This is a genomic window from Glycomyces tenuis DSM 44171, from assembly GCF_000427885.1.
Classification (GTDB): domain Bacteria; phylum Actinomycetota; class Actinomycetes; order Mycobacteriales; family Micromonosporaceae; genus Glycomyces; species Glycomyces tenuis.
On record NZ_ATYW01000022.1, the window covers coordinates 133,652 to 160,172 of the forward strand.

At 69.7% G+C, this 26,521-nt stretch carries 24 protein-coding genes and 2 rRNA genes; 13 read left to right on the forward strand and 13 right to left on the reverse strand.

Features of this window, described 5'->3' with window-relative positions; translation table 11 throughout:
• Nucleotides 1–398: 398 nt before the first annotated feature.
• The 4 genes from prcA to dop form a co-directional block, all read right to left on the reverse strand.
• Complete coding sequence (gene prcA / locus YWW_RS0121305) at nt 399–1,157, reverse strand: proteasome subunit alpha (RefSeq protein WP_026931697.1); 759 nt, start codon at nt 1,155–1,157, stop codon at nt 399–401.
• Between the two features lie 13 nt (nt 1,158–1,170).
• Nucleotides 1,171–1,965: a proteasome subunit beta gene (gene prcB / locus YWW_RS0121310; protein ID WP_051326140.1), complete on the reverse strand. Its 795-nt coding sequence runs from the start codon at nt 1,963–1,965 to the stop codon at nt 1,171–1,173.
• Nucleotides 1,966–2,211: 246 nt separating this feature from the next.
• The gene (locus YWW_RS0121315; RefSeq protein WP_026931699.1) at nt 2,212–2,427 is read right to left on the reverse strand and encodes a ubiquitin-like protein Pup; all 216 of its coding nucleotides are present in this window, start codon (nt 2,425–2,427) and stop codon (nt 2,212–2,214) included.
• Nucleotides 2,428–2,838: 411 nt separating this feature from the next.
• Nucleotides 2,839–4,344 carry a depupylase/deamidase Dop gene (dop, locus tag YWW_RS0121320; RefSeq protein WP_035699634.1) on the reverse strand — a complete coding sequence of 502 codons (1,506 nt, stop codon included), beginning with the start codon at nt 4,342–4,344 and terminating at the stop codon, nt 2,839–2,841.
• A 151-nt stretch (nt 4,345–4,495) separates the two neighbouring features.
• Between dop and YWW_RS32105 the strand changes: the two genes are divergently transcribed.
• Complete coding sequence (locus YWW_RS32105; RefSeq protein WP_051326141.1) at nt 4,496–5,668, forward strand: PP2C family protein-serine/threonine phosphatase; 1,173 nt, start codon at nt 4,496–4,498, stop codon at nt 5,666–5,668.
• 32 nt (nt 5,669–5,700) lie between these two features.
• Here YWW_RS32105 and arc read toward each other — a convergent pair whose 3' ends face one another.
• Nucleotides 5,701–7,482 (reverse strand): proteasome ATPase, encoded by a 1,782-nt coding sequence (gene arc / locus YWW_RS0121330; RefSeq protein WP_026931701.1) that lies wholly within the window; start codon nt 7,480–7,482, stop codon nt 5,701–5,703.
• A gap of 115 nt (nt 7,483–7,597) precedes the next feature.
• Here arc and YWW_RS0121335 point away from each other — a divergent pair, with 115 nt between their 5' ends.
• A complete protein-coding gene (locus YWW_RS0121335) occupies nt 7,598–7,915 on the forward strand; it encodes a ferredoxin (protein WP_051326142.1) in 318 nt (105 codons plus the stop codon).
• 8 nt (nt 7,916–7,923) lie between these two features.
• Here YWW_RS0121335 and YWW_RS32110 read toward each other — a convergent pair whose 3' ends face one another.
• Together YWW_RS32110 and YWW_RS0121345 are read right to left on the reverse strand one after the other, a co-directional pair.
• A complete protein-coding gene (locus tag YWW_RS32110; protein ID WP_035699628.1) occupies nt 7,924–8,808 on the reverse strand; it encodes a tRNA (adenine-N1)-methyltransferase in 885 nt (294 codons plus the stop codon).
• A 30-nt stretch (nt 8,809–8,838) separates the two neighbouring features.
• Nucleotides 8,839–9,948, reverse strand: a complete 1,110-nt coding sequence (locus tag YWW_RS0121345; RefSeq protein ID WP_026931703.1) for a M50 family metallopeptidase — start codon at nt 9,946–9,948, stop codon at nt 8,839–8,841.
• Nucleotides 9,949–10,438: 490 nt separating this feature from the next.
• Between YWW_RS0121345 and YWW_RS32115 the strand changes: the two genes are divergently transcribed.
• The 6 genes from YWW_RS32115 to YWW_RS0121375 are packed head-to-tail and all read left to right on the forward strand — an operon-like array spanning nt 10,439 to nt 15,574.
• On the forward strand, nt 10,439–11,011 hold the full coding sequence (locus YWW_RS32115) for an NADPH-dependent FMN reductase (protein ID WP_051326143.1): 573 nt from the start codon (nt 10,439–10,441) through the stop codon (nt 11,009–11,011).
• Nucleotides 11,008–11,529, forward strand: a complete 522-nt coding sequence (locus tag YWW_RS0121355; RefSeq protein ID WP_026931704.1) for a flavin reductase family protein — start codon at nt 11,008–11,010, stop codon at nt 11,527–11,529. The genes YWW_RS32115 and YWW_RS0121355 overlap by 4 nt, the downstream gene beginning before the upstream one ends.
• A 34-nt stretch (nt 11,530–11,563) precedes the next feature.
• Nucleotides 11,564–12,631, forward strand: coding sequence for an ABC transporter substrate-binding protein (locus YWW_RS32120; protein ID WP_035699621.1), 1,068 nt, complete (start codon nt 11,564–11,566; stop codon nt 12,629–12,631).
• Nucleotides 12,628–13,509, forward strand: a complete 882-nt coding sequence (locus YWW_RS32125; RefSeq protein WP_081687646.1) for an ABC transporter permease — start codon at nt 12,628–12,630, stop codon at nt 13,507–13,509. Before YWW_RS32120 ends, YWW_RS32125 begins: the two co-directional genes overlap by 4 nt.
• On the forward strand, nt 13,485–14,237 hold the full coding sequence (locus YWW_RS0121370) for an ABC transporter ATP-binding protein (protein WP_026931705.1): 753 nt from the start codon (nt 13,485–13,487) through the stop codon (nt 14,235–14,237). Before YWW_RS32125 ends, YWW_RS0121370 begins: the two co-directional genes overlap by 25 nt.
• The gene (locus YWW_RS0121375) at nt 14,234–15,574 is read left to right on the forward strand and encodes an LLM class flavin-dependent oxidoreductase (protein ID WP_026931706.1); all 1,341 of its coding nucleotides are present in this window, start codon (nt 14,234–14,236) and stop codon (nt 15,572–15,574) included. Before YWW_RS0121370 ends, YWW_RS0121375 begins: the two co-directional genes overlap by 4 nt.
• A gap of 87 nt (nt 15,575–15,661) precedes the next feature.
• Here YWW_RS0121375 and YWW_RS0121380 read toward each other — a convergent pair whose 3' ends face one another.
• Complete coding sequence (locus YWW_RS0121380) at nt 15,662–16,423, reverse strand: class I SAM-dependent methyltransferase (RefSeq protein ID WP_026931707.1); 762 nt, start codon at nt 16,421–16,423, stop codon at nt 15,662–15,664.
• A gap of 86 nt (nt 16,424–16,509) precedes the next feature.
• On the opposite strand from YWW_RS0121380, the gene YWW_RS32130 reads away from it, so the two are divergent.
• From YWW_RS32130 to YWW_RS0121405, 5 genes are all read left to right on the forward strand, one after another.
• The gene (locus tag YWW_RS32130; protein ID WP_051815729.1) at nt 16,510–17,340 is read left to right on the forward strand and encodes a RecB family exonuclease; all 831 of its coding nucleotides are present in this window, start codon (nt 16,510–16,512) and stop codon (nt 17,338–17,340) included.
• Between the two features lie 64 nt (nt 17,341–17,404).
• Entirely contained in the window at nt 17,405–18,637 is a 1,233-nt protein-coding gene (locus YWW_RS32135) for a sensor histidine kinase (protein ID WP_051326144.1), read from the forward strand.
• Complete coding sequence (locus YWW_RS0121395; RefSeq protein WP_026931708.1) at nt 18,634–19,305, forward strand: response regulator; 672 nt, start codon at nt 18,634–18,636, stop codon at nt 19,303–19,305. The genes YWW_RS32135 and YWW_RS0121395 overlap by 4 nt, the downstream gene beginning before the upstream one ends.
• A gap of 301 nt (nt 19,306–19,606) precedes the next feature.
• Complete coding sequence (locus tag YWW_RS0121400; RefSeq protein ID WP_026931709.1) at nt 19,607–20,380, forward strand: ABC transporter ATP-binding protein; 774 nt, start codon at nt 19,607–19,609, stop codon at nt 20,378–20,380.
• A gap of 2 nt (nt 20,381–20,382) precedes the next feature.
• Nucleotides 20,383–22,923, forward strand: coding sequence for an ABC transporter permease (locus YWW_RS0121405; RefSeq protein ID WP_026931710.1), 2,541 nt, complete (start codon nt 20,383–20,385; stop codon nt 22,921–22,923).
• 54 nt (nt 22,924–22,977) lie between these two features.
• On the opposite strand, the gene YWW_RS32140 is transcribed toward YWW_RS0121405, so the two are convergent.
• From YWW_RS32140 to YWW_RS0121435, 5 genes are all read right to left on the reverse strand, one after another.
• Complete coding sequence (locus YWW_RS32140; RefSeq protein ID WP_051326145.1) at nt 22,978–24,429, reverse strand: sugar porter family MFS transporter; 1,452 nt, start codon at nt 24,427–24,429, stop codon at nt 22,978–22,980.
• Between the two features lie 151 nt (nt 24,430–24,580).
• Nucleotides 24,581–25,102: a carboxymuconolactone decarboxylase family protein gene (locus YWW_RS34415; RefSeq protein ID WP_051326146.1), complete on the reverse strand. Its 522-nt coding sequence runs from the start codon at nt 25,100–25,102 to the stop codon at nt 24,581–24,583.
• Nucleotides 25,103–25,463: 361 nt separating this feature from the next.
• Nucleotides 25,464–25,883 (reverse strand): hypothetical protein, encoded by a 420-nt coding sequence (locus YWW_RS0121425; RefSeq protein WP_026931711.1) that lies wholly within the window; start codon nt 25,881–25,883, stop codon nt 25,464–25,466.
• An 86-nt stretch (nt 25,884–25,969) separates the two neighbouring features.
• Nucleotides 25,970–26,086: ribosomal RNA gene (gene rrf / locus YWW_RS0121430) — 5S ribosomal RNA — on the reverse strand.
• A gap of 157 nt (nt 26,087–26,243) precedes the next feature.
• Nucleotides 26,244–26,521, reverse strand: a 23S ribosomal RNA gene (locus YWW_RS0121435); the annotation flags it as partial.

Here is a 26,521-nt window from a genome sequence, read left to right on the forward strand (position 1 = left end):
GGCCGTGTCGGCGGGCCGCACGAAACGGCGACGACCGTCCACTTGAGTGGGAGCGATCCGCGTCGTGCCGGGATCGGCTCGGCCGTCCGAAGACGGTGACCGCGCCTTTCCCGGCTCCCATGGCGGCCGTCGCCGCCCTCCAGTGGTTCCCCGTCGCCGGGCCCGGAAACCCCGGTCCGGCGGTGGAGTCCGGTGTCGTCGGCCGCGGCCGCTCGGCGTCTGCCGCCGGGCCGGTTCGCGGCTCGGCGGCGGCGCCTCGCGGCGCGGCTGCGCGTCGAACTGAAGCTACCGCCCGGCGGGCGGCGTTTCGCGTCGACGTGCCGGTCGGGGAGCCTCGCTCTCGCGTGGCCCGCGGCGCCGTGTGCGGGCCTGGTCGACCCGCACACGGCGTCTTCTTGTCAGGACTCGGTCGAGTCGGGGCCCTCCTCGTCGGCCCCCGCCTCTTCGGTTTCGTCACTCGAGGCGCTCGGCATGAGCGCCTCGAGCGCGGTGCCCCTGATGCGGCGGAACACCCGCCCGGGGCGGGCCCGCTCGAGCATCGCGACCTCCAGCACGTCGGTGGTCAGCTCCCGCTGCGAGCCGTTCTCACCGCCGGAGGTGAGCGCCCTGAGCGCCAGAGCGAAGGCGTCGGCCAGGGGCGCTTCGAAGTCGTGCCCGTCGCGGAGGATCTCGACCAGCTGCTCGGCCTGACCGCCCATGGCCAGGTAGCCGGGCTCGTCGTAGATCGAGCCGTCGAAGGTGAGCCGGTAGAGCTCGTCGCCCTTCGCGTCCCCTCCGACGCCGGCGACGCAGATCTCGACCTCGAACGGCTTGGTCTGCTCCGAGAAGATCGCCCCGAGCGTCTGGGCGTAGGCCTTGGCGAGGCTGGCGGCGGTGACGTCGCGGCGGTCGTAGGAGTAGCCGCGGAGGTCGGCCATCCGGACGCCGGCGGTGCGCAGGTTCTCCAGCTCGTTGTACTTGCCGACCGCGGCGAAGCCGATGCGGTCGTAGAGTTCGTAGAGCTTGTGCAGCGCGGTGGAGACGTTCTCCGCGACGAAGAGGACGCCGTCGGCGCAGGACAGCACGACGACATTGCGGCCGCGCGCGATGTTCTTGCGGGCGTACTCGGCCCGGTCCCGCATGATCTGCTCGGGACTGGTGTAGAACTGCATACCCATGTCCGTGCTCCTCTCAGCCGTAGGGGTTCTCGGTGCGGGATCCGATGACCTCGCGGGCCACCTCGGCCACTGTGGCCTCGTCGACGCGTCTGGAGCCGTCGGCCGTGGCGGTCATGACCACCGGGTAGAGGTCGCGGGTGGGGTCGGGTCCGCCGGTGGCGGAGTCGTCGTCCGCGGCGTCGTAGAGCGATTCGACGGCGAGCTTGACGGCGTCCTCGGTGGAGACGCCCCGCTGGAAGCGCTTCTTCAAGGCGCTCTTGGCGAAGATCGAGCCCGAGCCGATCGAGTCGAAGTCGCGTTCCTCGTAGATGCCGCCCACGACGTCGAAGCTGTAGATCTTGCCGGCCTGGGAGAGCTCGGGGGCGTCTTCGTCGAATCCGGCGAACAGCGGGACGACGGCGAGCCCCTGGAGCGCGATGCCGAGGTTGCCCCTGAGCATCGTGGCGAGGCGGTTGGCCTTGCCGCTCAAGGTCAGCGGTTCGCCTTCGATCTTCTCGTAGTGTTCGAGTTCGAGCTGGTAGAGCTTGACCAGCTCGATGCCGAGCCCGGCCGTTCCCGCGATGCCGATGAGCGAGTAGCCGTCGGCGGGGAAGACCTTCTCGATGTCCCGGCTGGAGATGTAATTGCCCATTGTGGCCCGGCGGTCGCCCGCCATCACGACGCCGTCGGCGGTCTTCAGCGCGACGATCGTGGTGGCGTGGGCACTGACCTGGGCGAAATCCCCCGGGGGCAGTGGACGCCGCCCCGGGAGCAGTTCCGGGGCGACCTGTGTCAGGAACTCCGAGAATGAGGAGGTTCCAGCCGTCATATACGCGTTCGGTAGCTTGCCTGGGAATCCTTCACCTGTCACGACTTGACCTCCCTATTTCTATTTCAATAGCGCGGCCCGCACTGCGGGGCCTCTCGGGCCGCAGGGCCGTCGATGGTTATAGAGCACCTGGTGCGCCGCACCTGACCGTGGGCCGCGGATCCGCTCGTCGAGACTCGCGGGGCGTCCACTGGTTCAGCCGGTGCCGCACACCAGGTAACCCTATGTCCATTGGCAGGGGGCCTTCTACTGGCCGCCCTTTTGCACGAACGAACGAACGAATTCCTCGGAGTTGGTCTCCAGGACTTCGTCAATCTCGTCGAGCAGGTCGTCTACTTCCTCGGTGATCTCTTCGTGACGCTCGGCAATCTCGGGGTCGACAGCGGCCTCGGTGGCCTCGGCATCGGCGTCCTGCCGTGACCGCTGTGACTGCGACTGCCCGCCGGAGTCCTTCGCTGCCATCGCTTTTCCCTTCTACCTTCGACCGACGGTGCCTAAACGGTACCGCGTAGGTACGACACCATGCCAGATACGACGCTGTACTGCCCCGTAATATTCCGTTTCCGGCATGGCCGCCCCCATGTCCCATCCGGCACGGAGTGCGACCGGAAGACTACGGTTGACCAGGCGCGCGGGCGCGGACGGTCGCCTCATGCGACTCGTGGGCCGCAGGGGCAACGCGGTGGAGACGTGCGGCGCTACGCCCAGGGCGAACAAGCGGGACGCGGACGATGGGCGGTGAAAGCGCGTTCGGCGGTTCGGGCGCGGCGGCCACGGGCTGCTCGAGCGCCGCGGGATCCCGCCGCTGTCGGCCGCGTCGGCGTCGGACTTCGCACAGGAGGCCTGATTCCGTTCGGACGTCGCGGGCCCGCCTCACTCGGCGGTGATGACGTCGAGCAGGTCCTTGGCGGCCTCGCAGCGGTCGAACAGCTCCCCCACGTGCGCCTTGGTGCCCTTCTCCGGTTCCATCATGGGCACCCGCACCAGCGAGTCCGCGCCGACGTCGAAGATGACCGAGTCCCACGACGCCGCAACGACCTCGGAGGGGTATCGGGCCAGGCACCGCCCCCTGAAGAACGCCCTGGTGTCCGCCGGCGGCTCCACCATGGCGTCCATGACCTCGGCGTCGGTCAGCAGCCGCTGCATCTTGCCTCGGGCCACCAGGCGGTGGTACAGGCCCTTCTCGGGCCGCACGTCGTGGTACTGGAGGTCGATGGCCTGGAGCTTCGCCGAACCCCAGTCGAGGTTCTCGCGGTCCCGGTAGCGTTCGAGCAGCGCCAGCTTCGCGGGCCAGTCGAGCATGTCGTCCAGCTCGGACGGATCGCGCGCCAGAGCGTCGAGCACGAACGCCCATTTGTCGAGCACTTCGCGCGTGTCGGGGTCGCAGTCGCTGCCGCAGTAGTCCTCGGCCTGCTCCAGGATCGACTGTTGCAACTCGACGGCGGTCATCCGCTTGCCGCCGCGCAGCTCGATCTTGTGCGTCAGGCTCGGGTCGTGGCTGACCGCGCGCAGCTCGGCGACCGGCTCGCTGATGGCCAGGGAGCCGTCGAAGACGCCGGCCTCGATCATCGCCAGCACGATCGAGGCGGTCCCGACCTTGAGGAACGTGGCGTTCTCGGCGAGGTTGGCGTCGCCGATGATGACGTGGAGGCGCCTGTACCGCTCGGCGTCGGCGTGCGGCTCGTCGCGGGTGTTGATGATCGGACGCTTCAAGGTGGTCTCCAGGCCCACCTCGACTTCGAAGAAGTCGGCGCGCTGCGAGACCTGGAAGCCCGACTCGGCGGCGTCCTGGCCGATGCCGATGCGCCCGGCTCCGCAGAAGACCTGGCGGGTGACCAGGAACGGCGTGAAATGGGCGACGATGTCGGCGAACGGCGTCTGGCGCGACATGAGGTAGTTCTCGTGCGCACCGTACGAGGCGCCCTTGTTGTCGGTGTTGTTCTTGTACAGGTTGATCGGCCCGATGCCCGGCGTGTGGGCGGCCCGGTGGGCGGCCTCGGCCATGGTCATCTCGCCGGCCTTGTCGAACAGGACGGCCTCGCGCGGGTTGGTGACCTCGGGCGTGGAGTACTCGGGGTGGGCGTGGTCGACGTACAGCCGGGCGCCGTTGGTGAGGATGACGTTGGCGAGGCCGGTGTCCTCGTCGGCCAGGTTCTCGGCCGGGTCGTACAGCGCCCCGGTGTAGGTGAAGCCGCGCGCGTCGCGCAGGGGCGTCTCCTCCTCGTAGTCCCACCGCGCCCGTCCGCCTTTCGACAGCTCCGGGCGGGCGGCGTAGGCGTTGACGATCTGGGAGGAGGTCACCATCGGGTTGGCCCCCGGCTGGCCGGGCACGCTGATCCCGTATTCGATCTCAGTGCCCATGATGCGGCGTACGGTCATATCTTCGAGCGTAGTCGGTTCTTCGGCGCATCCGCCCCTTCCAGCGGCTTCCAATCGAATTTGTGCCCTCCATGCGGGCCCGCAGTGCCTGCGAACTGCGGTATTCCCGTTCCGGCCATTCGATCCTCCTATGCCGCATACGATCAGCCCGATGGGCAGAAGTGGCGAACCGCAGGCGGACCAGGGGGCGACCAGGTCCTACCTGAAGAGCGGAAACCTGTTGAACCGCATGACCGGCGGCGACCCGAGCGCAGTGCTCTGGCTGCGGCTGCTGCCCCTGGTCGCGCTCGTGCCGGTGCCGCTGATGCTGCTCGATCCGGTCTTGCTGCGCTACGCCTACCTGATCTTCGCGTTCCCGGCGCTGACGGCGCTGGTCAACGGGCCGGTCCCGACCGCGGTGGCCGCTGTCGCGGTGTGCCTGTTCGTCGCCTCGGGCGCGGAAGCGCTCGGCCTACTGCCGATCACGGCCAGCGGCTGGCCGGACGTCGGCGCGGCGGTCGCCGTGGGCGGCCTGTCGGTGGGACTGGCGTGGATCAGGGACCGGGTCGTCCTGCGCCTGCTGGACATGACCAGCGTCGCCGAGACGACGCAGCGCGCGATCATGCCGGAGCTGCCCGAGCGGATCGGGACCTTCGAGGTCGCCTCGGTCTACCGGACGCCTGAGGGCAGTCCGGGCCTGGTCGGCGGGGACTTCTTCGACGTCCAGTGCACCGAGTACGGCCTCAGGGCGGTCGTCGGCGACGTCCAGGGGCACGATCTGACCACAGTGAGGGTCACCGAGGCGCTGCTGGGGAGCTTCCGCGAGGGCGTCCTCGACGACGCCGACCTGTGGTCGCTGTCGGGCCGCCTGGAGCGACGGGTCGGCCTGGACAACCGGGACCGCGGCGAGTGGGACCAGACCTTCGCCACGGCCGCGCTCATCGAGATCCCGCCTGGCGAGGCGGTGGTGCGGGTCGTGCTGTGCGGGCACCCGGCCCCGCTGCTGGTCCACCACACGGCGAAGCCGCTGGAGGTCAAGCCGCGACCGCCGCTGGGGCTGGCGACGCTCGGGCCCCCCTCGGCGGAGGTACTGGAGGTGCCGCTGTCCCCCGGCGACCTGGTCGTGGCCTTCACCGACGGGCTGGTCGAGGCCCGCGACAAGGGCGGCCGGGCGTTCCCGCTGACGTCGTACCTCAACGGGCACGTCGCCGCCGGGCACCGCGAGCCGCACCGGCTCCGGGCGCTGCTGCGCGCGGACTTCAACAAGGGCGGCTTCCAGCGCGTCGACGACCTGTCCCTGGTGATCCTGCGGGTCCCCGGGGACGCCGACGGGGCGGCGGGATAGCCCGCCGCCCCGTCGGCTCACTCGGTCGGTGCTTACAGGTACTGCCCCGTGTTCGACACGGTGTCGATGCTGCGTCCGGAGTCGGAGCCCTTGCCGGAGACGAGCGTGCGGATGTAGACGATCCGCTCGCCCTTCTTGCCGGAGATCCGCGCCCAGTCGTCGGGGTTGGTGGTGTTCGGCAGGTCCTCGTTCTCGCGGAACTCGTCGACGGTGGCGTCGATCAGGTGGGTGAGCCGCAGGCCCTTGGACTGCGAGGTCAGGAAGTCCTTGATCGCCATCTTCTTGGCCCGGGCCACGATGTTCTCGATCATGGCGCCGGAGTTGAAGTCCTTGAAGTACAGGACCTCCTTGTCGCCGTCGGCGTAGGTGACCTCCAGGAAGCGGTTCTCCTCGACCTCGGAGTACATCCGCTCGACCACCGCCTGGATCATCGACGAGACCGTCGCGTCGCGGTCCTTGTCGTGCTCGGCGAGGTCGTCGGCGTGCAGCGGCAGCTTGGCGGTGATGTACTTCGAGAAGATGTCCTTGGCCGACTCGGCGTCGGGCCGCTCGATCTTGATCTTGACGTCGAGGCGGCCGGGCCGCAGGATCGCCGGGTCGATCATGTCCTCGCGGTTCGAGGCCCCGATGACGATGACGTTCTCCAGGCCCTCGACGCCGTCGATCTCCGAGAGCAGCTGCGGGACGATGGTGTTCTCCACGTCCGAGGAGACCCCGGATCCGCGGGTGCGGAAGATGGAGTCCATCTCGTCGAAGAACACGATGACCGGCATGCCCTCGGAGGCCTTCTCGCGGGCGCGCTGGAAGACCAGGCGGATGTGCCGCTCGGTCTCGCCGACGTACTTGTTCAGCAGCTCGGGGCCCTTGATGTTGAGGAAGTAGCTCTTCGTCGAGGCCTCCTCGCCGCGCATCTCGGCGACCTTCTTGGCCAGCGAGTTGGCGACGGCCTTGGCGATGAGCGTCTTGCCGCAGCCGGGGGGGCCGTACAGCAGCACGCCCTTGGGGGCGCGCAGCTCGTGCTCGCGGAACAGGTCGGCGTGCAGGAACGGCAGCTCGACGGCGTCCCGGATGAGCTCGATCTGGCCGTCGAGGCCGCCGATGTCGTAGTAGTCGACGTCGGGGACCTCTTCGAGTACGAGCTCTTCGACCTCGCTCTTCTGGATGCGCTCGTAGGCGTAGCCGGCGCGCGGCTCGATCATGATCGAGTCGCCGGCGCGCAGCGGCTGGTTCATCAGCGCGTCCGACAGGAGCACGACCCGCTCCTCGTCGGCGTGGCTGGTCACCAGCGCCCGGTCCGGCGGACCGCCGTCGGCGGTCTCGATCAGCTCCTTGAGCGTCACGACCTCGCCGATGCGCTCGTACTGGAGCACCTCGACGACGTTCATGGCGTCGTTGAGCAGGACTTCCTGCCCGCGTTCGAGCTCGTCGGCGTCGATGGACGGAGCGAGCGCCACACGGAACTTCCTCCCGGACGTGAAGACGTCGACGGTGCCGTCCTCACGGGCTCCCAAGAACACGCCGTAACCGGACGGCGGCTGTGCGAGCCGGTCGATTTCCTCTTTCAGCGAGACGATCTGCTCGCGGGCCTCTTTGAGGGTCGCCACGAGCCGCTCGTTCTGCTCCGACAGCCGGTCGATCTGGGATTGGGCGGCTGCGAGCCGCTCTTCCAGAATGTGGACGTGTCGGGGCGTTTCGGTGAGTCGACGGCGAGCCGCGGCCAGTTCCTCTTGGAGCTCTTCGACCTGTCCTGACAGTTCGTCGTGCTCTGAGTCCCGGCCCAGTCCCTGTCGACGGTCATCATTGCTTCGTGCCACGGATCACACCTCCCGAGTGAGGTTCCTACTCCAACCGTAGCTGGCTGGGGACGCCAATAGTAAGACTCGACACCGACATTGCGCCAGGTTCTTCGCGGCAATTAATGTGGGGGACATGGCTGAGGCTGAACACATCGACGCTTCCGCAGGCGTCAGCGAAAGTGAACTCGAGGTGTCGATCGACCAGGATGCCTGCACAGGCGACGGTTTGTGCGTCCAGTACGCGCCCGACGTCTTCGAATTCGACATCGACGGCCTGGCTTATGTGAAGAACGCTCAGGGTGACCTGTTGACCACGGAGGGTTCGCAAGCGGCCGTGCCGGAGCACCGCCGTCTGGACATTGTGAACGCGGCTCACGACTGCCCCGGTGAGTGCATCTACGTTCGCGACCGCGCCGACCGGACGCCCGTGGCCGGGCCGGGCGCCGAATAGGACCGGTCTCAGACTCCGGGAGCGTCGCCCTCGGTCCCGGCGCGGCGGGCGTTGCGCTCGCGCAGGGCCTGCTGGCCCTTGGAGGGCTTGTACTTCCGCGCCGGGGCGACGGTGCCGGGCGCGAGCCTCCTGGCGCAGACCAGGAACGCGGTGTGGGCGACCATGCGGTGGTCCGGGCGCACGGCCAGGCCCTCGAGGTGCCATCCGCGCAGGAGCGTCTCCCAGGCCTCGGGCTCGGTGAAGGTCTTGCGTTCGCGCAGGGCCTCGACGAGCTCCGACATCTGCGTGGTGGTCGCGATGTAGCCGACGAACACGCCGCCGGGCCGCAGAATCCGCTCCACAGTGTCCAGTGCTTCCCACGGGCTGAGCATGTCGAGCACGACGCGGTCGACCGGCTCGACGTCGGCCTCGGCGACGTCGCCGACGGTCAGCGTCCAGTTGTCGGGCTGCTTCCCGTACCAGCCGGCGACGTTCTGGCGGGCGATCTCGGCGAAGTCCTCGCGCAGCTCCCAGGAGTGGACGTGGCCCTCGGGGCCCACCGAGCGCAGCAGCCAGTTGGTCAGCGCGCCGGAGCCCGCGCCGGCCTCGACGACGCGCGCGCCGGGGTAGATGTCGCCGAAGGTGATGATCTGGGCGATGTCCTTGGGGTAGATGACCTGCGCCCCGCGCCGCATCGAGAGCCCGTAGTCGGGCAGGAGCGGGCGCAGCGCCAGGTAGGAGGTGCCGCCCGAGGAGGTCGCGGTGACGCCGTCGGGCCGGCCGATGAGGTCGTCGTGGAGGATCTGGCCCCGATGGGTGTGGTATACGCCACCTTCGGCGAGGGTGATGGTGGCCTTGCGGCCCTTCGCGTCGGTCAGTTGGACGCGGTCGCCCGCCTTGAGCACGTCTTGCACAGTCTCTCCTTCGGATAGGCCCGAAGCATCTTAGCGAAGGGCCCGGACCACGTCGGCGGTGTAGAGCAGTCCTGTCAGGCGGCCCTCGTCGAGGACGAAGTACTCCTCGGCGCGGCCTCGCCCGATGGCGTCGACCAGGGCCTGGCCGCGCAGGCCCGCGTCGATGGCGGGGACGCCCCCCGCCGAGCGCAGCAGCCCCGCCAGCGGCATCGAGGGGATCTTGTCCTCGGGGACGGCCTCGGCTGCGGCGCGGTCGAGGACGCCGACCGGCTGCTCGGCGACGGCCACGACCTCGCGGCCCGCGGCGGCGGCGAGGGCCGCGCCGAGAGTGGCGTCGGCGGGCACGACGGCCACCGGGCGGGCCAGCGCGGCGGCGTCGAGGCCGCTGATCTTCGGGCCCATGGCGCCGGCCCGGATCGCCGCCGTGGCGCCCCGCCACAGCTCGAAGGCGACCAGGGCGAGCAGGATGAGACCGAGCCAGCTGAACCAGCGGCCCGCGAAGAGCCAGAGCCCGACGCCGGCGGTGGCGACGGCGACGCCCCGCCCGGCCCACCCGGCGAAGCGGTAGCCGGTCCACCTGTCGCCGGTGGCCGCCCAGATGGCCGCCTGGAGGGCCTTGCCGCCGTCGAGCGGCAGGCCGGGCAGGAGGTTGTAGGCGGCGACCAGGAGGTTGGCGACGCACACCTGGAAGGCCAGCTGCCAGGGCAGGGAACCGGGCTCGGTCACGGCGAGGGCGGCCAGGCCGGCGAGGCCGAGGACGGCCGAGACGGCCGGTCCGGCCAGGGCGATGGCCGCGGCGGTGCCCGGGCGATGGGACTCGCGGTCCATCTCGGTGAAGCCGCCGAGGGCGTCGAGGTTGATCTGGCGCACCCCTATCCCCGAGCGCAGGCTCACCAGGGCGTGGCCGAGCTCGTGGAGGAAGACCGAGGCGAGCAGCGTGAGCGCGAAGAGCGCGGCGACGAGGTAGGAGGTGCCCTCGCCGATGCCGGGGACCGAGCGGCGCACGATCGGCGCGTAGACGGCGATGACCATGGCGGCGAGCAGCAGCCAGGTGTAGCCGAGCACGATGGGGATGCCGCGGAGGCGGCACAGGGTGAACCCGGAGCGGCGGAACGGCGGCACGCCTTGCTTGGAACGCATGAATCCCCTGGTCGACCCGATGACGTCGTGATGAGCGCTATGAAGGCTACCGGGGAGGCCGGCCCCGCCGGGCCCGGGACGATGCCGCGTCGCTCACAGGCGGCCGCCGTCGGCGCTCAGACGGCGCGGACCTGGCCGTGCGGCCTCCGACCGGCTTGAGGCGCTGGGCATGCGGGGTGCGCCGAGGCCCTCGGTCGTGACGAGACGCAAGGCCGTGTTCCCATCATGCAGGAATTCCTATTATTCCGATGGGAATACTGCTATCGTTGTCCCCATGAAGCCCGCCAGCGAACTCACGCGGCGGCGCGAGATCGATCAGATGCGCGCCGCGAGCGCCATCTGTCGTCGCCGTTCCATGCGCTAGCCCGGCCGCCTCGCGGCATCGCCGCCGCTCCGAGCCGTCGACGCGCCTTCGCAGCCCAGGCCAGGGCCGCCTTCTCCGATTCCCCGCCGCCGCGGCAGGTCCGCACCTGCCGCGTGGACGCCGCACGTGAATCCGAACACACACCGCAAGGGCACCAACGTGAACGCCATCATCACAGTGACCACATTGGTCGGCAATCCGCGACGCCTCTCCAGGACGCTCTCAGCATCCGAGACGCTTGCGGGGGCGATCGCCGACGGACTCGACACCCCGAGGGACGCCTCCTCGATCGACCTCGCCGAGCTCTACCGCCACGGCATCGAACCGCCGCACGACGGCCTCGAGCGCGCCGTCGTCCAGGTCGGCGCCAGCGACATCCTCGTCGTCGGCACACCGGTCTACAAGGCCAGCTACACCGGCCTGCTCAAGCTCTTCCTCGACCAGCTGCCGCCCGCCTCCCTGGCGGGCACCGCGGTCGTCCCGGTGACGATCGCCGGCTCGGCCCCGCACCGGCTGCTGGCCGATCTGCATCTGCGGCCCGTCCTGGCCGAACTGGGCGGGCGACTGCCCGTCCCCTCCCTCGTGCTCGAGGAGTCGCAGTACGGCGACCTGCCGCGGCTGGTCCGGCAGTGGGTCGAGCGCCACCTGCCCGACCTGGCCCTCGCGCTCGGCCGCTCGTCGGTGGAGGCACGGGTATGACCGCGCCGACCGAGACCGCGCCGCTCCCCGAGGCACCGGGTGTCGCCGCCGACGACTTCCGCGCGCTCTTCCGCACCCACCCTGCGGGCGTCGCCGTCGTGTGCGCCGACGCCGGAGCGGGCCCCGCCGGCTTCACCGCCACGTCCCTGACATCGCTGTCGATGCGGCCGCCGCTGATCTCCTTCGCGATCGCCACCGGCTCGTCGGCCTGGCCGACCTTCCGCGAGGCCTCCAGCGTCACGGTCAACCTCCTGGCCGCCGGGCAGCACGCCATCGCCGACCGGTTCGCCACCAGCGGCATCGACCGCTTCGCCCACCCGACACTGTGGTCGCGGCTGGAGACCGGGGAGCCGGTCCTGGACGAGGCCCCGGCGCACCTGCGGGCACTCGTCCGCGAGCGCATCGAGGCCGGTGACCACCGCCTGATCATCGCGCTGGTCACCGACGTCGAAGCAGGTATCCGCGACCCGCTGGTCTACCACGCGGGCGCCTACTGCGCCGCCGCCCCCATCGACTGACACCCCACCCCGCCTCCACGAAAGGCCGTATCCAATGCAAGCCGAACTGAGCCGCCGAACGCTGCTCACCGTCCCACCCGTCCTCGCCGCGGCGTCCTTGGCCGCATGCGCCGAGGAGGACACCGGGCCGACGCTCGCGCTCGACGCGGCGCTGCCGCAAGAGGTCCCCGACGGGACGCGCCTTATCGTCGGCGACCCGCAGACGCAGGTCGCCCTCGAGCTGTCGGGGCTGATCGACGAACTCACCTTCGAAGTCCAGTTCGCCAACATCTCCGGCGGACCCAAGACGCAGGAGGCGTTCCGGGCCGGAGCGCTCGACCTCGGCGCGGTGGCCGACATCCCGCCGCTCCAGGCGAACTGGACCGGACTGCCGAGCAAGATCGTCGCCACCTCGTACCGCGTCGACCCCCTCGAGCACCCGGTCTACGACCTGGGCATCGCCCCCGGCGTCGACGTCACCGAACTGGCCGACCTGGAGGGCAAGCGGATCGCGTTCTCCCCCGGCCAGGCGCAGGGGGCGCTGATCCTGCGAGTGCTGGACAAGGCCGGGCTCACCCAGGACGACGTCGAACTGGTCGAGCTGCCCTCCAACAGCGACGCGTACTCCAACGCGCTGGCCGGCGGCGAGATCGACGTCGCCCCCATCGGCGGCACCCAGGTGCGGTCCTACCTCAACAAGTTCGCCTCCGACGGCGCGAGCACGATCCCGCACGGCCTGCGAGACGACCCGTGGCTGCTCTACTCCGAGACCGAGACGCTCCAGAACGCCGACAAAGCCGCCGCGATCGCCGAGTACGTCTCGCTGTGGGGCGTCGCCAAGGTCTGGGCCTGGGAGCACCGCGAGGAGTGGATCCAGGGCTACTACGTCGAGCGCGAGGGGCTGCCCTACGAGGACGGCGAATACCTCTTCGACCGCACCGGCGAACCCGACGTCCCCGCCGACTGGACCGAGGGCATCGCGCGCCACGAGGAGACGATCGCCATCGTCGCCGAGGGCACCGACCGGCCCGTGCTGGACACCGACGAGCTCTACGACCGCCGCTTCGAGACGCTCGCGGCCGACGGCATCGCATCGCGAGCCGGTGCGGAGGCCGCGCAATGACCGCACTGAAACCCGCGGAGACGGAGCACCGCGGAGCCGGAGCCGAGGCGGAGCCGGGGGACGTCGGGCGCCCGCGGCCCGCGGAAGGACGGGCCCGCGCCCGGCGCCGCCTCGGTCCCGGCACACCGATCCCGGCCGGATTCCTCATCGGGCCGCTGCTGCTGCTCGGCATCTGGTTCCTCGGTTCGGCCCAGGGCTGGATCGATCCGCGATTCCTGCCCGCGCCGTGGACCATCGCCCAGACCGCCGCCGAGCTGATCTCCTCCGGGCGGCTCGGCGCCGATCTGCTGGTCTCGGCCCAGCGCTTCGCGATCGGCCTGGTCTTCGGCGTCGCCGCCGGAGTGGCGCTGGCCCTCGTGTCGGGCCTGAGCCGTATCGGCGAGGCGATCGTCGACGGCCCCGTCCAGATCAAGCGGTCCATCCCCAACCTCGCGCTCCTGCCGCTGCTGCTGCTGTGGTTCGGCATCGACGAGCGCATGAAGATCATCACCATCGCCTTGGGCGTGCTCATCCCGATCTACATCCACACGCACAACGGCCTGCGCAGTATCGACAGCCGCTACGCCGAGCTGTCGGAGACCGTGCGGCTGGGCCACGGCGCGTTCATCGGCAGGGTGATCCTGCCCGGGGCGCTCCCGGGATTCCTGCTGGGCATGCGATTCGCCGTCACCTCCGCCTGGCTGTCGCTGGTCGTGGTCGAACAGGTCAACGCCACCAACGGCATCGGCTACATGATGCAGCTGGCCGGCTCCTACGGACAGACCGACGTCATCATCGTCGGCCTGGTCCTGTACGGCCTGCTCGGCCTGATATCCGACGGCATCGTCCGCATCGTGCAGAGGAGGGCCCTGTCATGGCGACGCACACTCGAGGACTGACCGAGACGACCAGCGTGCGCACCAGGGGCCTGACGCGCTCCTTCGAGGGCCGCGCGGTGCTCGACGGCCTCGATCTGGAGGTCGAGCCGGGCGAGTTCGTGGTCCTGCTGGGCCGCAGCGGCTCGGGGAAGTCCACCCTGCTGCGCGCGCTCGCCGGGCTCGACGACGGCGTCGCCGGCTCGGGCGAGATCGACGTGCCCGAGCAGATCTCGGTCGTCTTCCAGGACTCGCGGCTGCTGCCGTGGCAGCGCGTCCTCACCAATGTCGTCCTCGGCCTGCGCGGCGGCGGCGCTCGCACCAAGGGCCGTGAAGCGCTGGCCGAGGTCGGCCTGGCCGGGCGTGAGCGCGCCTGGCCGGGCCGGCTCTCCGGCGGCGAGCAGCAGCGGGTCGCACTGGCCCGCTCGCTGGTCAGGGAGCCGCAGCTGCTGCTCGCCGACGAGCCGTTCGGCGCGCTCGACGCGCTGACCCGCATCAGGATGCACGGCCTGCTGCGGGCCCTGCACGAACGGCACCGGCCCGCGATCGTGCTGGTCACCCACGACGTCGACGAGGCCGTCGTGCTCGCCGACCGCGTCCTGGTCCTCGACGCCGGACGCATCGGCACCGAACTGCGGATCGACATCGAGGCCCCCAGGGACCCGTCCGATCCGCGCTTCGCCGCGATCCGAACCGAACTGCTCGCCGCGCTCGGCGTCGGCGGGCCGCGATCCGATGAGGAGGCAGCATGAGCCGCCCACGTCAACTGCATCTCAACGCGTTCTTGATGAGCACCGGCCACCACGAGGCGTCGTGGCGGCTGCCCGAGTCCGACCCGTACGCGACGACCTCGATCGAGCACTACCGGAACCTGGCGCGCATCGCCGAGCGCGGCCGGCTCGACTCGGTGTTCTTCGCCGACTCGCCCGCGCTGTGGGGCGACATCGGCAGGCGGCCCTCCGGTTCGCTGGAGCCGACCGTGGTGCTCACCGCGCTCGCCGCCGCCACGACGCGCATCGGCCTGATCGCGACGGCGTCGACGACGTACAACGACCCCTACAACCTCGCGCGACGCTTCGCCTCGGTCGACCACGTCTCGGGCGGCCGGGCGGGGTGGAACATCGTCACCACCGCCACGCTGGCCGCGGCGCAGAACTTCAACCGCGACACGCTGCCGAGCCACGCCGAGCGCTACGCGCGGGCCGAGGAGTTCCTGGAGGTGTCCAAGAAGCTCTGGGACTCCTGGGACGACGAGGCCGTCCTGGCCGACAAGGCCTCCGGCACGTGGGGCGACCAGCGCCTGCTCTATCCGGCGGCGCACGAGGGTGAGCACTTCCAGGTGGCGGGGGCGCTCAACGTGCCCCGCTCGCCGCAGGGCCACCCGGTCCTGGTCCAGGCGGGCTCCTCGGAGGACGGCAGGGCGTTCGCGGCCGCGCACGCCGAGGCGGTCTTCACCGCCCAGCAGACCCTCGCGGACGCGAAGGCGTTCTACGCCGACGTCAAGCAGCGGGCGCGCCGGGCCGGAAGGGACCCCGGCGGTGTGCTGGTCCTGCCGGGAATCGTCCCGGTCCTGGGCGCCACCGAGGCGGAGGCTCGGGAGCTGGAGGCCGAGCTCGACCGGCTCATCGTCCCCGAGTACGCCAAGGACCAGCTGGCCCGGCAGCTCGGCCTCGACCCCTCGGAACTGCGGCTCGACGCCGAGCTGCCGGAGCACCTGCCGAGCGAGGACGAGATCGAGGGCGCCAAGAGCCGCTTCACGCTGATCGTGGAGCTGGCCCGACGCGAGCGCCTGACCGTCCGCGAGCTGATCGGGCGCCTCGGCGGCGGGCGGGGCCACCGGACCTTCACCGGCACCGCCGAGCAGGTCGCCGACGCCGTCGTCGAGTGGTTCGACGCGGGCGCGGCCGACGGGTTCAACATCATGCCCGCGGTCCTGCCGTCGGGCCTGGCGGCCTTCGTCGACCAGGTCGTGCCGATCCTGCAGGCGCGCGGCCTGTTCCGCACCGAGTACACCGGTACGACCCTGCGCGACCACTACGGGCTGGCCCGGCCGGCGAACCGGCACGGGCGCTCGCGGGTGGACGTGTAGGGCGCCGCGGAGGAATGTCGCGGCTCGTGATGCGCCGGCGGCTCGCCACGCTCAGTCGAGCGGAGGCGGGCCGCCGGCGCCTGTCCGTCAGGAGGAGAGGCGGACGCGGAAGGCCTGGGTCTCGTACGGCATCGCGAAGACGTCCCGGCCGGCGAGCTGCGGGTGGTTCGCGATGAGGTCTTCGATCCCGGCGAGCAGCTCGCGGCGGCGCCGGTCGTCGGCGGTGAGGTAGTAGGAGCGGGACTGGACGAGGCGGATGAGGCCGGGGCCGTCGAAGGGCTTCTCGTAGCGGAAGGTCCGGGTCTCCGGCTCGGCGAAGAGCGGACCGAAGTAGTCCGGATCGGCGGGTCCCCGCGCGGCGATCTCGCCTTTGGAGGAGCCGACGATCTCCGAGAGCGCCGCCACCCACGGGACCGACTCGTCGCGGACGTTCCAGATCGGGGCGAGCACGCCGCCGGGCCGCAGGACGCGGCGGAGCTCGGGCAGAGCCCGTTCGCGGTCGAACCAGTGGAAGGACTGCCCGGCCGTGATCGCGTCGGCCGAGGCGTCGGGGAGCGGGAGGGCCTCGGCCTCGCCGCGGTGCCCGGCGGCGAGGCCGAGGCTGGCGGCGATGAGCTTGTCGAGCATCTGCGGGTCGGGTTCGACGGCGGTGACGCGGTGCCCGGCGGCGATGAGGCCCCTGGTGAGCAGTCCGGTGCCGGCGCCGACGTCGACGACGTCGCGGGGCCGGTCGCCGAGCATCCACTCGATCGCGTCGGCGGGATAGGAGGGGCGGATGGAATCGTAGAGATCGGCGGCCTGACCGAAGGACCTGGACGGCTCGGTCGGCGATGCGGAGTCGGCGGTCATGAATCAAACAGTACACGCGTTATGTTTCTTGTCTGCGGCGGGACGCCGCCTCGCGGCGCCGAGTGCGCGCGACCTATGCTCGAAAGATGCCGCAGGCCACTCGCCCGACCCAGTTGTCGCCCTCGCGCGCCCTCGACTTCCAGCAGTGTCCGCTGCTGTACCGGTTCCGCGCGGTCGACCGGTTGCCCGAGCCGCCCTCGAAGGCGCAGGTGCAGGGGACGCTGGTCCACTCGGTCCTGGAGCGCCTCTACGAGGTCGAGGCGGGCAGGCGCACCCCCGAGGAGGCGCTGGCCCTGATCGAGCCCGAATGGGCGAAGCTCCAGGCCGGCGAGGACGTCTCCGAGCTGTTCAGCGGTCTGGACGACGAGTCGTCGTGGCTGCGGGGCGTGCGGCGCCTGGTCGAGACCTACTTCAGCATGGAGGACCCGACCCGGCTGGAGCCACACCGCACCGAGTGCCTGGTGACGACCACGCTCGACGACGGCACCCAGCTCAAGGGCTTCATCGACCGCGCCGACGTCAACGGGGACGGCCTGGTGCGCCTGGTCGACTACAAGACCGGTCGGCGCCCGCCCGAGCGGTACTCCGAGAAGCCGATCTTCCAGATGAAGTTCTACGCGCTGGTGTGGTGGCGCACGCGGGGGACGATCCCGAAGCTGCTGCGGCTGATGTACCTCGGCGACGGCCGCTTCCTCGACTACTCCCCCACGCAGGACGAGCTCGAGGGCTTCGAGAAGGGCCTCAAGGCGCTGTGGGCGACGATGCGCGAGGCGATCGCCACCGGTCAGTTCCGGCCCCAGCAGTCGAAGCTGTGCGGCTGGTGCGCCCACCAGAAGCTGTGCCCCGAGTTCGGCGGCGAGCCGCCGAACTATCCGCTGCCGACGGTCCTGCCCGGCCTGGAGATGCCTCCTACTTGAGGCGGAGACGGTTGTCGTCCTCGCGTTCGATGAGGACGGGGCGCTGAGCCGATACCGTGGGAACGTGCAAGTCGCCACTCGATTCCAACGTCTGCGTCGCTGGCTCCAGCAGCGCCCGCTGCTCGCCGACTCACTGTTCGCGGCGGCCCTGGCCGTCACCTACATCATGTCGTACGGGGTCGGCACGCAGATCACTCCGGAGCTTCACTTCCGCTGGATCGACGCGGCGCTGCTGGCGGTTCCCTTCTCCCCGATCGCGATCCGGCGCAAATGGCCGTGGGGCGCCATCCTGCTGTCCCTGGCGATCTTGTTGGCCGCGGTCGTCACCGACCAGTGGATACTGACGGCCGACGCCGGGATCGGCTTCTTCGTCCTGACCTACACCGTCGCGGCCCACCTGCCCTTCCATCGCGCGGTCGCGGCCGCCGCGGCCATGTGGTTTCCGGTGCACCTGCTCGTCTACTTCGTCTCGGCCGCCGACGCCGCCCCGGCGACCCGCTCGATCCTGGTCCTGCTGAACACGGTCATGGCCGCCACGGTGTTCTGGATCGGATTCGTGATGCGCAACCGGCGGCTGAAGTTCGAGGAGCTCGCCGACCGGGCCCGCGTCGCGGAGGAGAGCCGGGAGGCGCTCGCGGCGCAGGCCGTGGCCGACGAGCAGCGCCGGATCGCCCGCGAGCTGCATGACGTGGTGGCCCATCACATCTCGGTCATCGGCGTCATGTCCGAGGGCGCCAAGCGGGTCCTGCGCACGAACCCCGACGCGGCAGAGGAGGCGCTGGCGACGGTCAACCAGACCGCCCGCACCGCCCTGCGGGAGATGCGCGACATCCTCACCGTGCTGCGCAGCGGCCAGGAGGAGCCCGACAGCGCCGATCTCGAGCCGCAGCCGACGGTCGACTCGCTGCGGGCGCTGGTCGCGCAGACCAAGGACGCCGGGCTGCCGGTGCGCTACAGCGTCCGCGGCGAGGAGTACCCGCTGCCGACCGGGGTGAGCCTGGCGGTCTACCGGATCGTGCAGGAGGCGCTGACCAACACGATCAAGCACGCCGGACCGAAGGCGAAGGCGGGCGTCGTGGTCGACTACGGGCAGGAGGAGTTCCGCGTCTCGATCGGCGACTCCGGCCGGGGGGCGCCGGTGATCACGCACTTCAGCGGCGGGCACGGACTGATCGGCATGCGCGAGCGCGCCACGCTGTACGGGGGCTCGCTCCAGGCGGGGCCGCAACCGGGCGGAGGCTACCTTGTGGAGGCCAGATTCCCCAAGAACGCCCATCTGCAGGGAGCGAGTCAATGAGCGAACGTCCCATCCGACTGCTGCTGGTCGACGACCAGCAGCTGCTGCGCGCCGGATTCAAGATGGTGCTCGGCGCCGAGCCGGACATCGACATCGTCGGGGAGGCCTCCGACGGGGTCGAGGCGTTCGAGCTCACGCGGCGCCTGGTGCCCGACGTCGTGCTCATGGACATCCGCATGCCGCGGCGCGACGGCGTGGCCGCCACATCCGACATCGTCGAGGCGTCACTCAAGACCAGAGTGCTGGTATTGACCACATTCGACCTTGACGAGTACGTGGTCGGGGCGCTCCGTGCGGGTGCGGCCGGGTTCCTCACCAAGGACGCTCCGGCGGCCGACCTGGTCGAGGCCATCCGCACCGTCCACCGCGGCGGGGCCGTGGTGGCACCCCACATCCTCTCGACCCTGCTCGGCCGCTTCGCCGAGCACCACCGGCCGGAGAACGACGGGACTCCCGCGGTGCTCGAGGCGCTGACCGCCCGCGAGCGCGAGGTGCTGATGCTGCTGGCCAAGGGGCTCACCAACGCCGAGATCGCCGACTCCCTCACCGTCGGCGAGACGACCGTCAAGACCCACGTGGGGCACCTGCTGACGAAGCTGGGCGTGCGCGACCGGGTCCAGGCGGTCGTGCTGGCCTACGAGAGCGGCCTGGTCAGACCGGGGCAGTAAGGGATCCGGGGTTCCTCGCCGGTGCGCCGCTCGCCGAGCGGCGCACCGGCTTTTCCGATTGCCGCCCTTCGGCCTCGTCCGACGGGTCGTACTCGGGTACCCCTGCCTCCGACTCAGGTCGGAGAACAAGACCGTTCTCAAAGCGGATGCACGGGTTCGGCCGGTCCCATAGGGTCGAGCCATGATCAGATGAGTACCACGATGCTATTTGACATCATGTATGATGTCATAATCTGATGCATCGATGTCACTTAACTTCATCCTACGGAACACCGCCACCATCATCGAAAGAGAGAGCGTCGTGTCCACCGCATCCCCTGTCAAGACCACCGCCGTCTCAGCCCAAGGCGTCTGGAAAGCCTACGGTTCGGGCGAGGCGCAGGTCGTCGCGCTCCGCGACGTCTCAGTCGAGTTCAGCTCCGGCGCGTTCACCGCCATCATGGGCCCCTCGGGCTCGGGCAAGTCGACGCTCATGCACTGCCTGGCCGGCCTCGACACCACCGACCGCGGCACCGTCGCCATCGGCGGCACCACCATCACCGGCCTGGGCGACAAGGCCCTCACCAAGCTCCGCCGCGACAAGATCGGCTTCATCTTCCAGCAGTTCAACCTGCTGCCGACGCTGACGGCCGAGGAGAACATCACGCTCCCGGCGGCCATCGCCGGCACCAAGGCCGACCCGGAGTGGCTGCGCCGCATCATCGACGTGCTGAACCTGCGTGACCGGCTCGGCCACAAGCCGACCGAGCTGTCCGGCGGCCAGCAGCAGCGCGTCGCCTGCGCCCGCGCCCTGGCCTCCCGGCCCGAGGTCGTCTTCGCCGACGAGCCCACCGGCAACCTCGACACGCGGTCGAGCGCCGAGGTGCTGCGCTTCCTGCGCACCAGCGTCGACGACTTCGGTCAGACGATCGTCATGGTCACCCACGACCCGAATGCCGCCGCCTACGCCGACCGCGTCGTCTTCCTGGCCGACGGCCAGATCGTCGACGACCTTCCCGCGCCCACCGCGGACGCCGTCATCGACAAGATGCGCGGCTTCGAGAAGCTCGCCTACGACCTGGGCGGGATCGCCTGACCATGCTGCGCGCCACCCTCAAGGGCATGGCCGCCCGCAAGGCCCGCCTCGCCCTCACCAGCCTGGCCGTCGTGCTCGGATCGGCGTTCATCGCCGCCGCGCTGGTGCTCACCGCCTCGATCGAGGCCACGGTCAACGATCTCAGCGGGGACTCCTACGACGGCGTCGACGTCCTCGTCCAGCCTCTCGAACCCGAGACCCGCGGCGAGCGGCTGGTGCGCGAGGGCGTCACGGCCGAGACGCTCGCGGCCGTCGAAGACGTCGACGGCGTCGCCTCGACCAGCACCACCGTCTCGTGGATGATCAACGCCATCGGCGAGAACGGGAAGATCGTCGGCGCCCTCGCCCCGACCATGGCCGTCAACTGGAGCGACGAATCGGCCGCCCGGGAGCTGCGCGAAGGCCGCGAGCCGTCCGCCGACGGCGAGGTCGCCGTCTCGGCCAAGTTCGTCACCGACTCCGGGCTCGGCCTCGGCGACACCGTCACCGCCTACTCCCTGACCACCGACCAGACCGAATACGAGATCGTCGGCGTCTACGGCTACGCGGGCGGGCGCGACTCGAACAACGGCAACACCGAGCTGGCCTTCACCACCGCCGAGGCCCAACGGCTCGTCTTCGAGGGCCAGGACGTGTACTCCGCGGTCGCCGTCCACGCCGCCGTCGGCGTCGACGCCGACGAGCTCCTCGCCGAGGTGGAAGCCGTCGTCGGCGCCGAAGCCCAGGTGATCACCAAGGCCGAGTACGACGAGGAGACCAGTGCCGAGACCGCCGAGGCGACGAGCCTCATCGGGAACTTCCTGCTCGGCTTCGGCGGGGTCGCCGTGTTCGTCTCGGTCTTCCTCATCGCCAACACGTTCACGATCGTGATCGCCGGACGCCTCAAGGAGATCGCGATGATGCGGGCCATCGGCGCCGGGCGCGACCAGATCGTCCGCTCCGTGCTGACCGAGGCGCTCGTCCTAGGGTCGATCGGCGCCGTCGTCGGCACCGCGGTCGGCATCGGCGGCGGCGCCGCGCTGACCAGCGCGGCCTCGAACTTCATGCTCGACACCGCCGATGTCGCCGTGTCGGTGCCGATCACCGCCGTCATCGCCGCGCTCGCGGTCGGCATCGGCGTGACGATCCTGTCGGCACTCGTCCCGGCCGTCCGGGCCTCGCGGATCCCGCCGGTGGAGGCGATGCGCGAGGCGGCCAAGGCGGACAAGCCGATCACCGGCCTCACCGTCACCGGCGCGGTCCTCACGCTCATCGGTGCGGCGCTGATCGCCCTCGGCCTCACCGAGAACCTCGGCGAGCAGAACCTGCTGGGCGCGGGCGTCGGGGCCGGGCTGGTCTTCATCGGGGTGACGCTCCTGACCGCGTGGCTCGCGCGGCCGCTCGTGGCGGCCCTGGGCCTGCTGTGGTCGGGGTCGTTCGCGGGCAGGCTCGGACGGCGCAACGCGGCCCGCAACCCGCGGCGCACGGCCGTCACCGCCGCCGCGCTCATGATCGGCGTGGCCCTGGTGACCGCGACGGCCACGCTGCTGACGAGCGTCAAGGCGAGCCTGTCCCAGGTCTATGAGGACACCGTGGCGGCCGAGCTGTTCGTGACCGGGCCGGTGACCTCGGCGGTCCCCGCCTCGTTCGACCCGGCGCTCATGGACGAGATCCGAGGCGTCGACGGCGTCGAGGCCGCCGCCGAGCTGTACTACGACGTCGCCGACATCGACGGCACCGAGCAGCGGGTCAACGCTTCCACCGATCTCACCGGCGTCGTCGAGCTGTTCGGCGGCGAAGTCGCCGAGGGATCGATCGCGGATCTCGCCGGCGACGAGATCGCCATGAACGCGACGGCCGCGTCATCGGTCGGCGTCGCGGTGGGCGATACGGTCGCCGTGACGTTCAGCCGCGGCACCGAGGCGCACGAGTTCACGGTCGCGGCGATCCTGGAGGACAACGAGAACACCGACGGCTGGTACGTCTCCCCGGCCTACGCCGAGGAGTTCTACACGCCGAAGCCGACGACGGCGCTGGTCGACGTGGTCGACGGCGGCGACGTCGACGCGGTCGCCTCGGAGGTGGAGACGATCCTCGCCGACGAGCCGACGGTGAGCGTCCAGAACCACGAGGAGTTCACCGCGCAGGTGACGGTGTTCTACGACTTCGCGATCATCGCGATCCAGCTGCTGCTGGGCCTGGCGATGGTGGTGGCGGTCATCGGGGTGATCAACACGCTGGTCCTGTCGGTCCTCGAACGCACCAGGGAGCTGGGCATGCTCCGCGCGATCGGCATGACCAGGGGCCAGACGACCAGGATGGTCACCGTCGAGAGCGTCACGATCGCCCTGTTCGGCGCGCTGCTGGGCATCGGCGTCGGCCTGGGCCTGGGCTGGGCGCTCCAGCAGGCGCTCGCCGAGACCGGAGTGGACGTCTTCGCGGTGCCGACGTGGCTGATCATCGGCTACCTCGCGGCGGCCGTGCTCGTGGGCCTGCTGGCGGCCATCGCTCCGGCGGTGCGGGCCTCCAAGGTCGACATCCTTGGCGCGATCGCCTACGACTAGGGGGACCGGGGAAGGCGGAGGGGCGGCCCGGCCGGGCCGCCCCTCCGCGTCGCGTCAGGAGGACGGTTTCTCCGCGCCGAGCGCTTCGAGCCGTTCCATGTCCTCGAGCTCGACGTTCTTGGTCTCGGGGACCGCTCGGTACACGAAGAGGATCGATATCAGCGCGAACAGCGCGTAGAGCCCGTACGCCAGGCCGAGGCCGGCCTCGGCGAGCTCGGGGAAGGTGGTCGTGATGAGCCAGTTCGATATCCACTGCGCGGCCGCCGCCACGCCCAGTGCCGAGGCGCGGATCCGGTTGGGGAACATCTCCCCCAGCAGCACCCACACCACCGGGCCCCAGGTGAAGGCGAAGCCGAACACGTACAGGTTCGCGGCGATGAGCGCCAGGACGCCGGCGCTGTCGCTCAGGAGCGGGCCGCCCTCGGCGTCGCGCGGCGCGGTGGCGAAGATGATGGACATCGTGCCGAGCGTGATGAGCATGACCGTCGAGCCCCAGAGCAGGAGCTTTTTGCGGCCGAGCCGGTCGATCAGCACGATGGCGAGGATGGTGCCGGCGATGTTGACGGCCGAGTTGAGGACGCTGGTGCCGAAGGCGTTGTTCTCGCTGAAGCCGACCGACCGCCACAGGCTCGTGGAGTAGTAGAAGATGACGTTGATGCCGACGAACTGCTGGAACATCGACAGCAGGATGCCGATCCACACGATCGGCAAGAGACCGAACTTCGGTCCCCGCACATCGGAGAACCGGAGGGGCTTGTCGGAGTGCAGGGACTCCTCGATCTCGTGGACGCGGTGGTCGACGTCTCCGCCGACGTACTTCCTCAGGACGGCCTTGGCCGTCTTGGTCTGATGCTTGGCGACGAGGTACCGCGGGGATTCGGGAATCTGCAAGGCGACGATGAAGTAGGCGAACGCGGGGATCGCTTCGGCGGCGAACATCCACCGCCACGCGGTGCCGCCCCAGGGGGCCGCCTCACTGGCGCCTCCCGAGATGTCCTGGAGGATGTAGTTCACCACCAGCGAGGTGAAGATGCCGAGCACGATCGCGAACTGCTGCAACGAACCGAGCCGTCCACGCAGATGCGCGGGAGCCATCTCGGCGATATAGGCGGGCGCGATGACGCTCGCCGCGCCGACGGCGAGGCCGCCGAGCACGCGCCACACGGTCAGGTCGAAGGGGCCGACCGCCATGGCGCTGCCGAGCGCGGAGACGAAGAAGAAGCCCGCGGCCAGCATCATGACCCTGACCCGTCCGAAGCGGTCCGCGAGCGCCCCGCCGAACCAGGCGCCGACCGCGCAGCCGAGCAGCGCCGAGGAGACGACGAAGCCGATCGCGATCGAGGAGATCCCGAACTGGGTCTGGAGGGCGTCCACGGCGCCGTTGATGACGGCGGTGTCGTATCCGAACAGGAACCCGCCGAGAGCCGCCGCGACAGAGACGAAGATGACGGCCCGGGAGCCCGTGTCGGCGTCGCCGTTCAGCAGAGGTTCCTTGTCCGCTTCCATACCTTCTCCCCTACCCGACCGAACGAAACCGCAGGTGCGCAGATCGTAAGCCTGTATTGCATTGGTACGTCACCGAATGGCGCAAACACTCGATATGCGGAGAAGGTTGTCCCGTACGACGTTCGCCAAACCCGAGGCGGGCGCGGGTTTCTCAGGAGCAGTGCTCGTCGATTTCGACATCAAGGGCGCGAAGGATTCTCGCTACTGCTATGTAGGCGGCGCCGGCGACGGTGAGCTCGGCCTGCTCGGCGGGGCTGAAGTGTGCGGCGAGCGCTTCGTCGTCGCGTTCGACGCCGGCGCCGAGGTGTTCGGCGTACCCGAGCACCGCCTGCTCGACCGGCGTGAAGCAGTCGGCTTCCCGCCAGTGCTCGAGCCGGTCGAGCTGCTCTTGGCGCACGCCTGCGGCCAGGGCCATCGGCAGGTGGTGGGCGAGCTCGTAGGCCGACCGTTCGAGCTGGGCGATCCTGCAGATGAGCAGCTCTCGCAGCGCGCGTGGCACCTCGGACTCGTAGCGGACGGCATGGATGAGGTCGAGCATCGGTGCGAGCATCGCGGGGGCGTGCGCGAGCGAGCGGTGCAGGTTGATCGGATCGCGGTCGACGGCCCGCAGCCGCCGCAGAGCGGACTCGGGCAGCGGGACGGACGGGAGGCGAGCGATTGATTCACTGTTCACTAATGTGACCTGTCTAACTTGTGATGCGGATTACGAGCTATGCATCGATGTGCGACAATCCTTGTAAGGACAAACCCGTCCACCGAGCCTGCAACGGAGGAGGCCAAGTGAGCACGTTCTTCAGTGTCGCTGGAGCTGTCGGAGTCGCGATCCTACTCGTCAGTGTGTCCCTGATGGCATTCCTGGTGGTGGGCGCCATCTTCGGAGTCGGCGCCGGCATCTACAAGCTCAGAGACGCTCTGTCCTCATCCTCTTAACACCCGCAAAGGCAAACGCCAAGGGCCGCAACCTTAACCGGTTGCGGCCCTTGGCGTTCGAGTCAAAATGCCAGCCCGTTCGAATACATGAGGTTGCCTCAGGCTCACGGACGGGGCGTGGCTGGTGCACGATTGCCTCTGCCATTGGCGGCGAATGAAGCGAGTGCGCCGACGAGGGCAGCGACCAACAGCGCCGATACAGCCGGATTGACCCATGCGGGCACAAGTTGGATCGTTCGGTCGGTGCACTCGAGGGCGCCGCTGACCGGGAAAAGGCTCTCGTGGAAGTCGATGAACTCACCGGCGCCACGGCTCAGACACTGTTCCTCGACCATGAAGTCGAACATGGTCATCTGGCCATAGGAGTGGACGAGAATCGCCAGGCTGAGTGACCCGAGTGCCGCCGCGGAGCAGACGAGGTGTCCTGCAGGCCGACTCTGGCAGCGGGCGCGCGCAGCCGCATGCACCACCATCACACAGGCGGTCAATACCGCTGAAGTGATGATGAGAGAGAGGACGAACACGGAGCGACTGTAGCCGACGGCATCGCCTCGCAGGATACGGCGAAGGGCCCGCCGGTGTGGCCGGCGGGCCCTTGCGTCATGTCAATGTTTGGCGGTGTCCTGCTCTCCCACACCCCCTCGGGTGCAGTACCATCGGCGCTGGAAGCCGTAACGACCGGGTTCGGAATGGGACCGGGTGTGCCACTTCCGCTCTCACCACCAAACAAACCAGTGAGACCACATACACAAGCCCGCAGAACCTCGACCAGACCCTCGATGACGAAGGCCGACCGGATTCTGGGCGTGTTGCCTCAGAATCGCATAGCGTGCGTGAATGTCATTCGCTTCTGCTCGACCGGCAGGAAAATCTTGTGGTTGTTGTTGTGTTAAGTTCTCGGCGGTTAGTACCCGTCCACTCCACGCATTGCTGCGCTTCCATGTCAGGCCTATCAACCCGGTCATCTCCCGGGCGCCTCACCAGCATCACTGCTGACGGAGATCTCATCTCGGAGCACGCTTCCCGCTTAGATGCTTTCAGCGGTTATCGCTCCCGAACGTAGCCAACCAGCCATGCCCCTGGCGGGACAACTGGCACACCAGCGGTTCGTCCATCCCGGTCCTCTCGTACTAGGGACAGCCCTCCACCAAATCTCCTACGC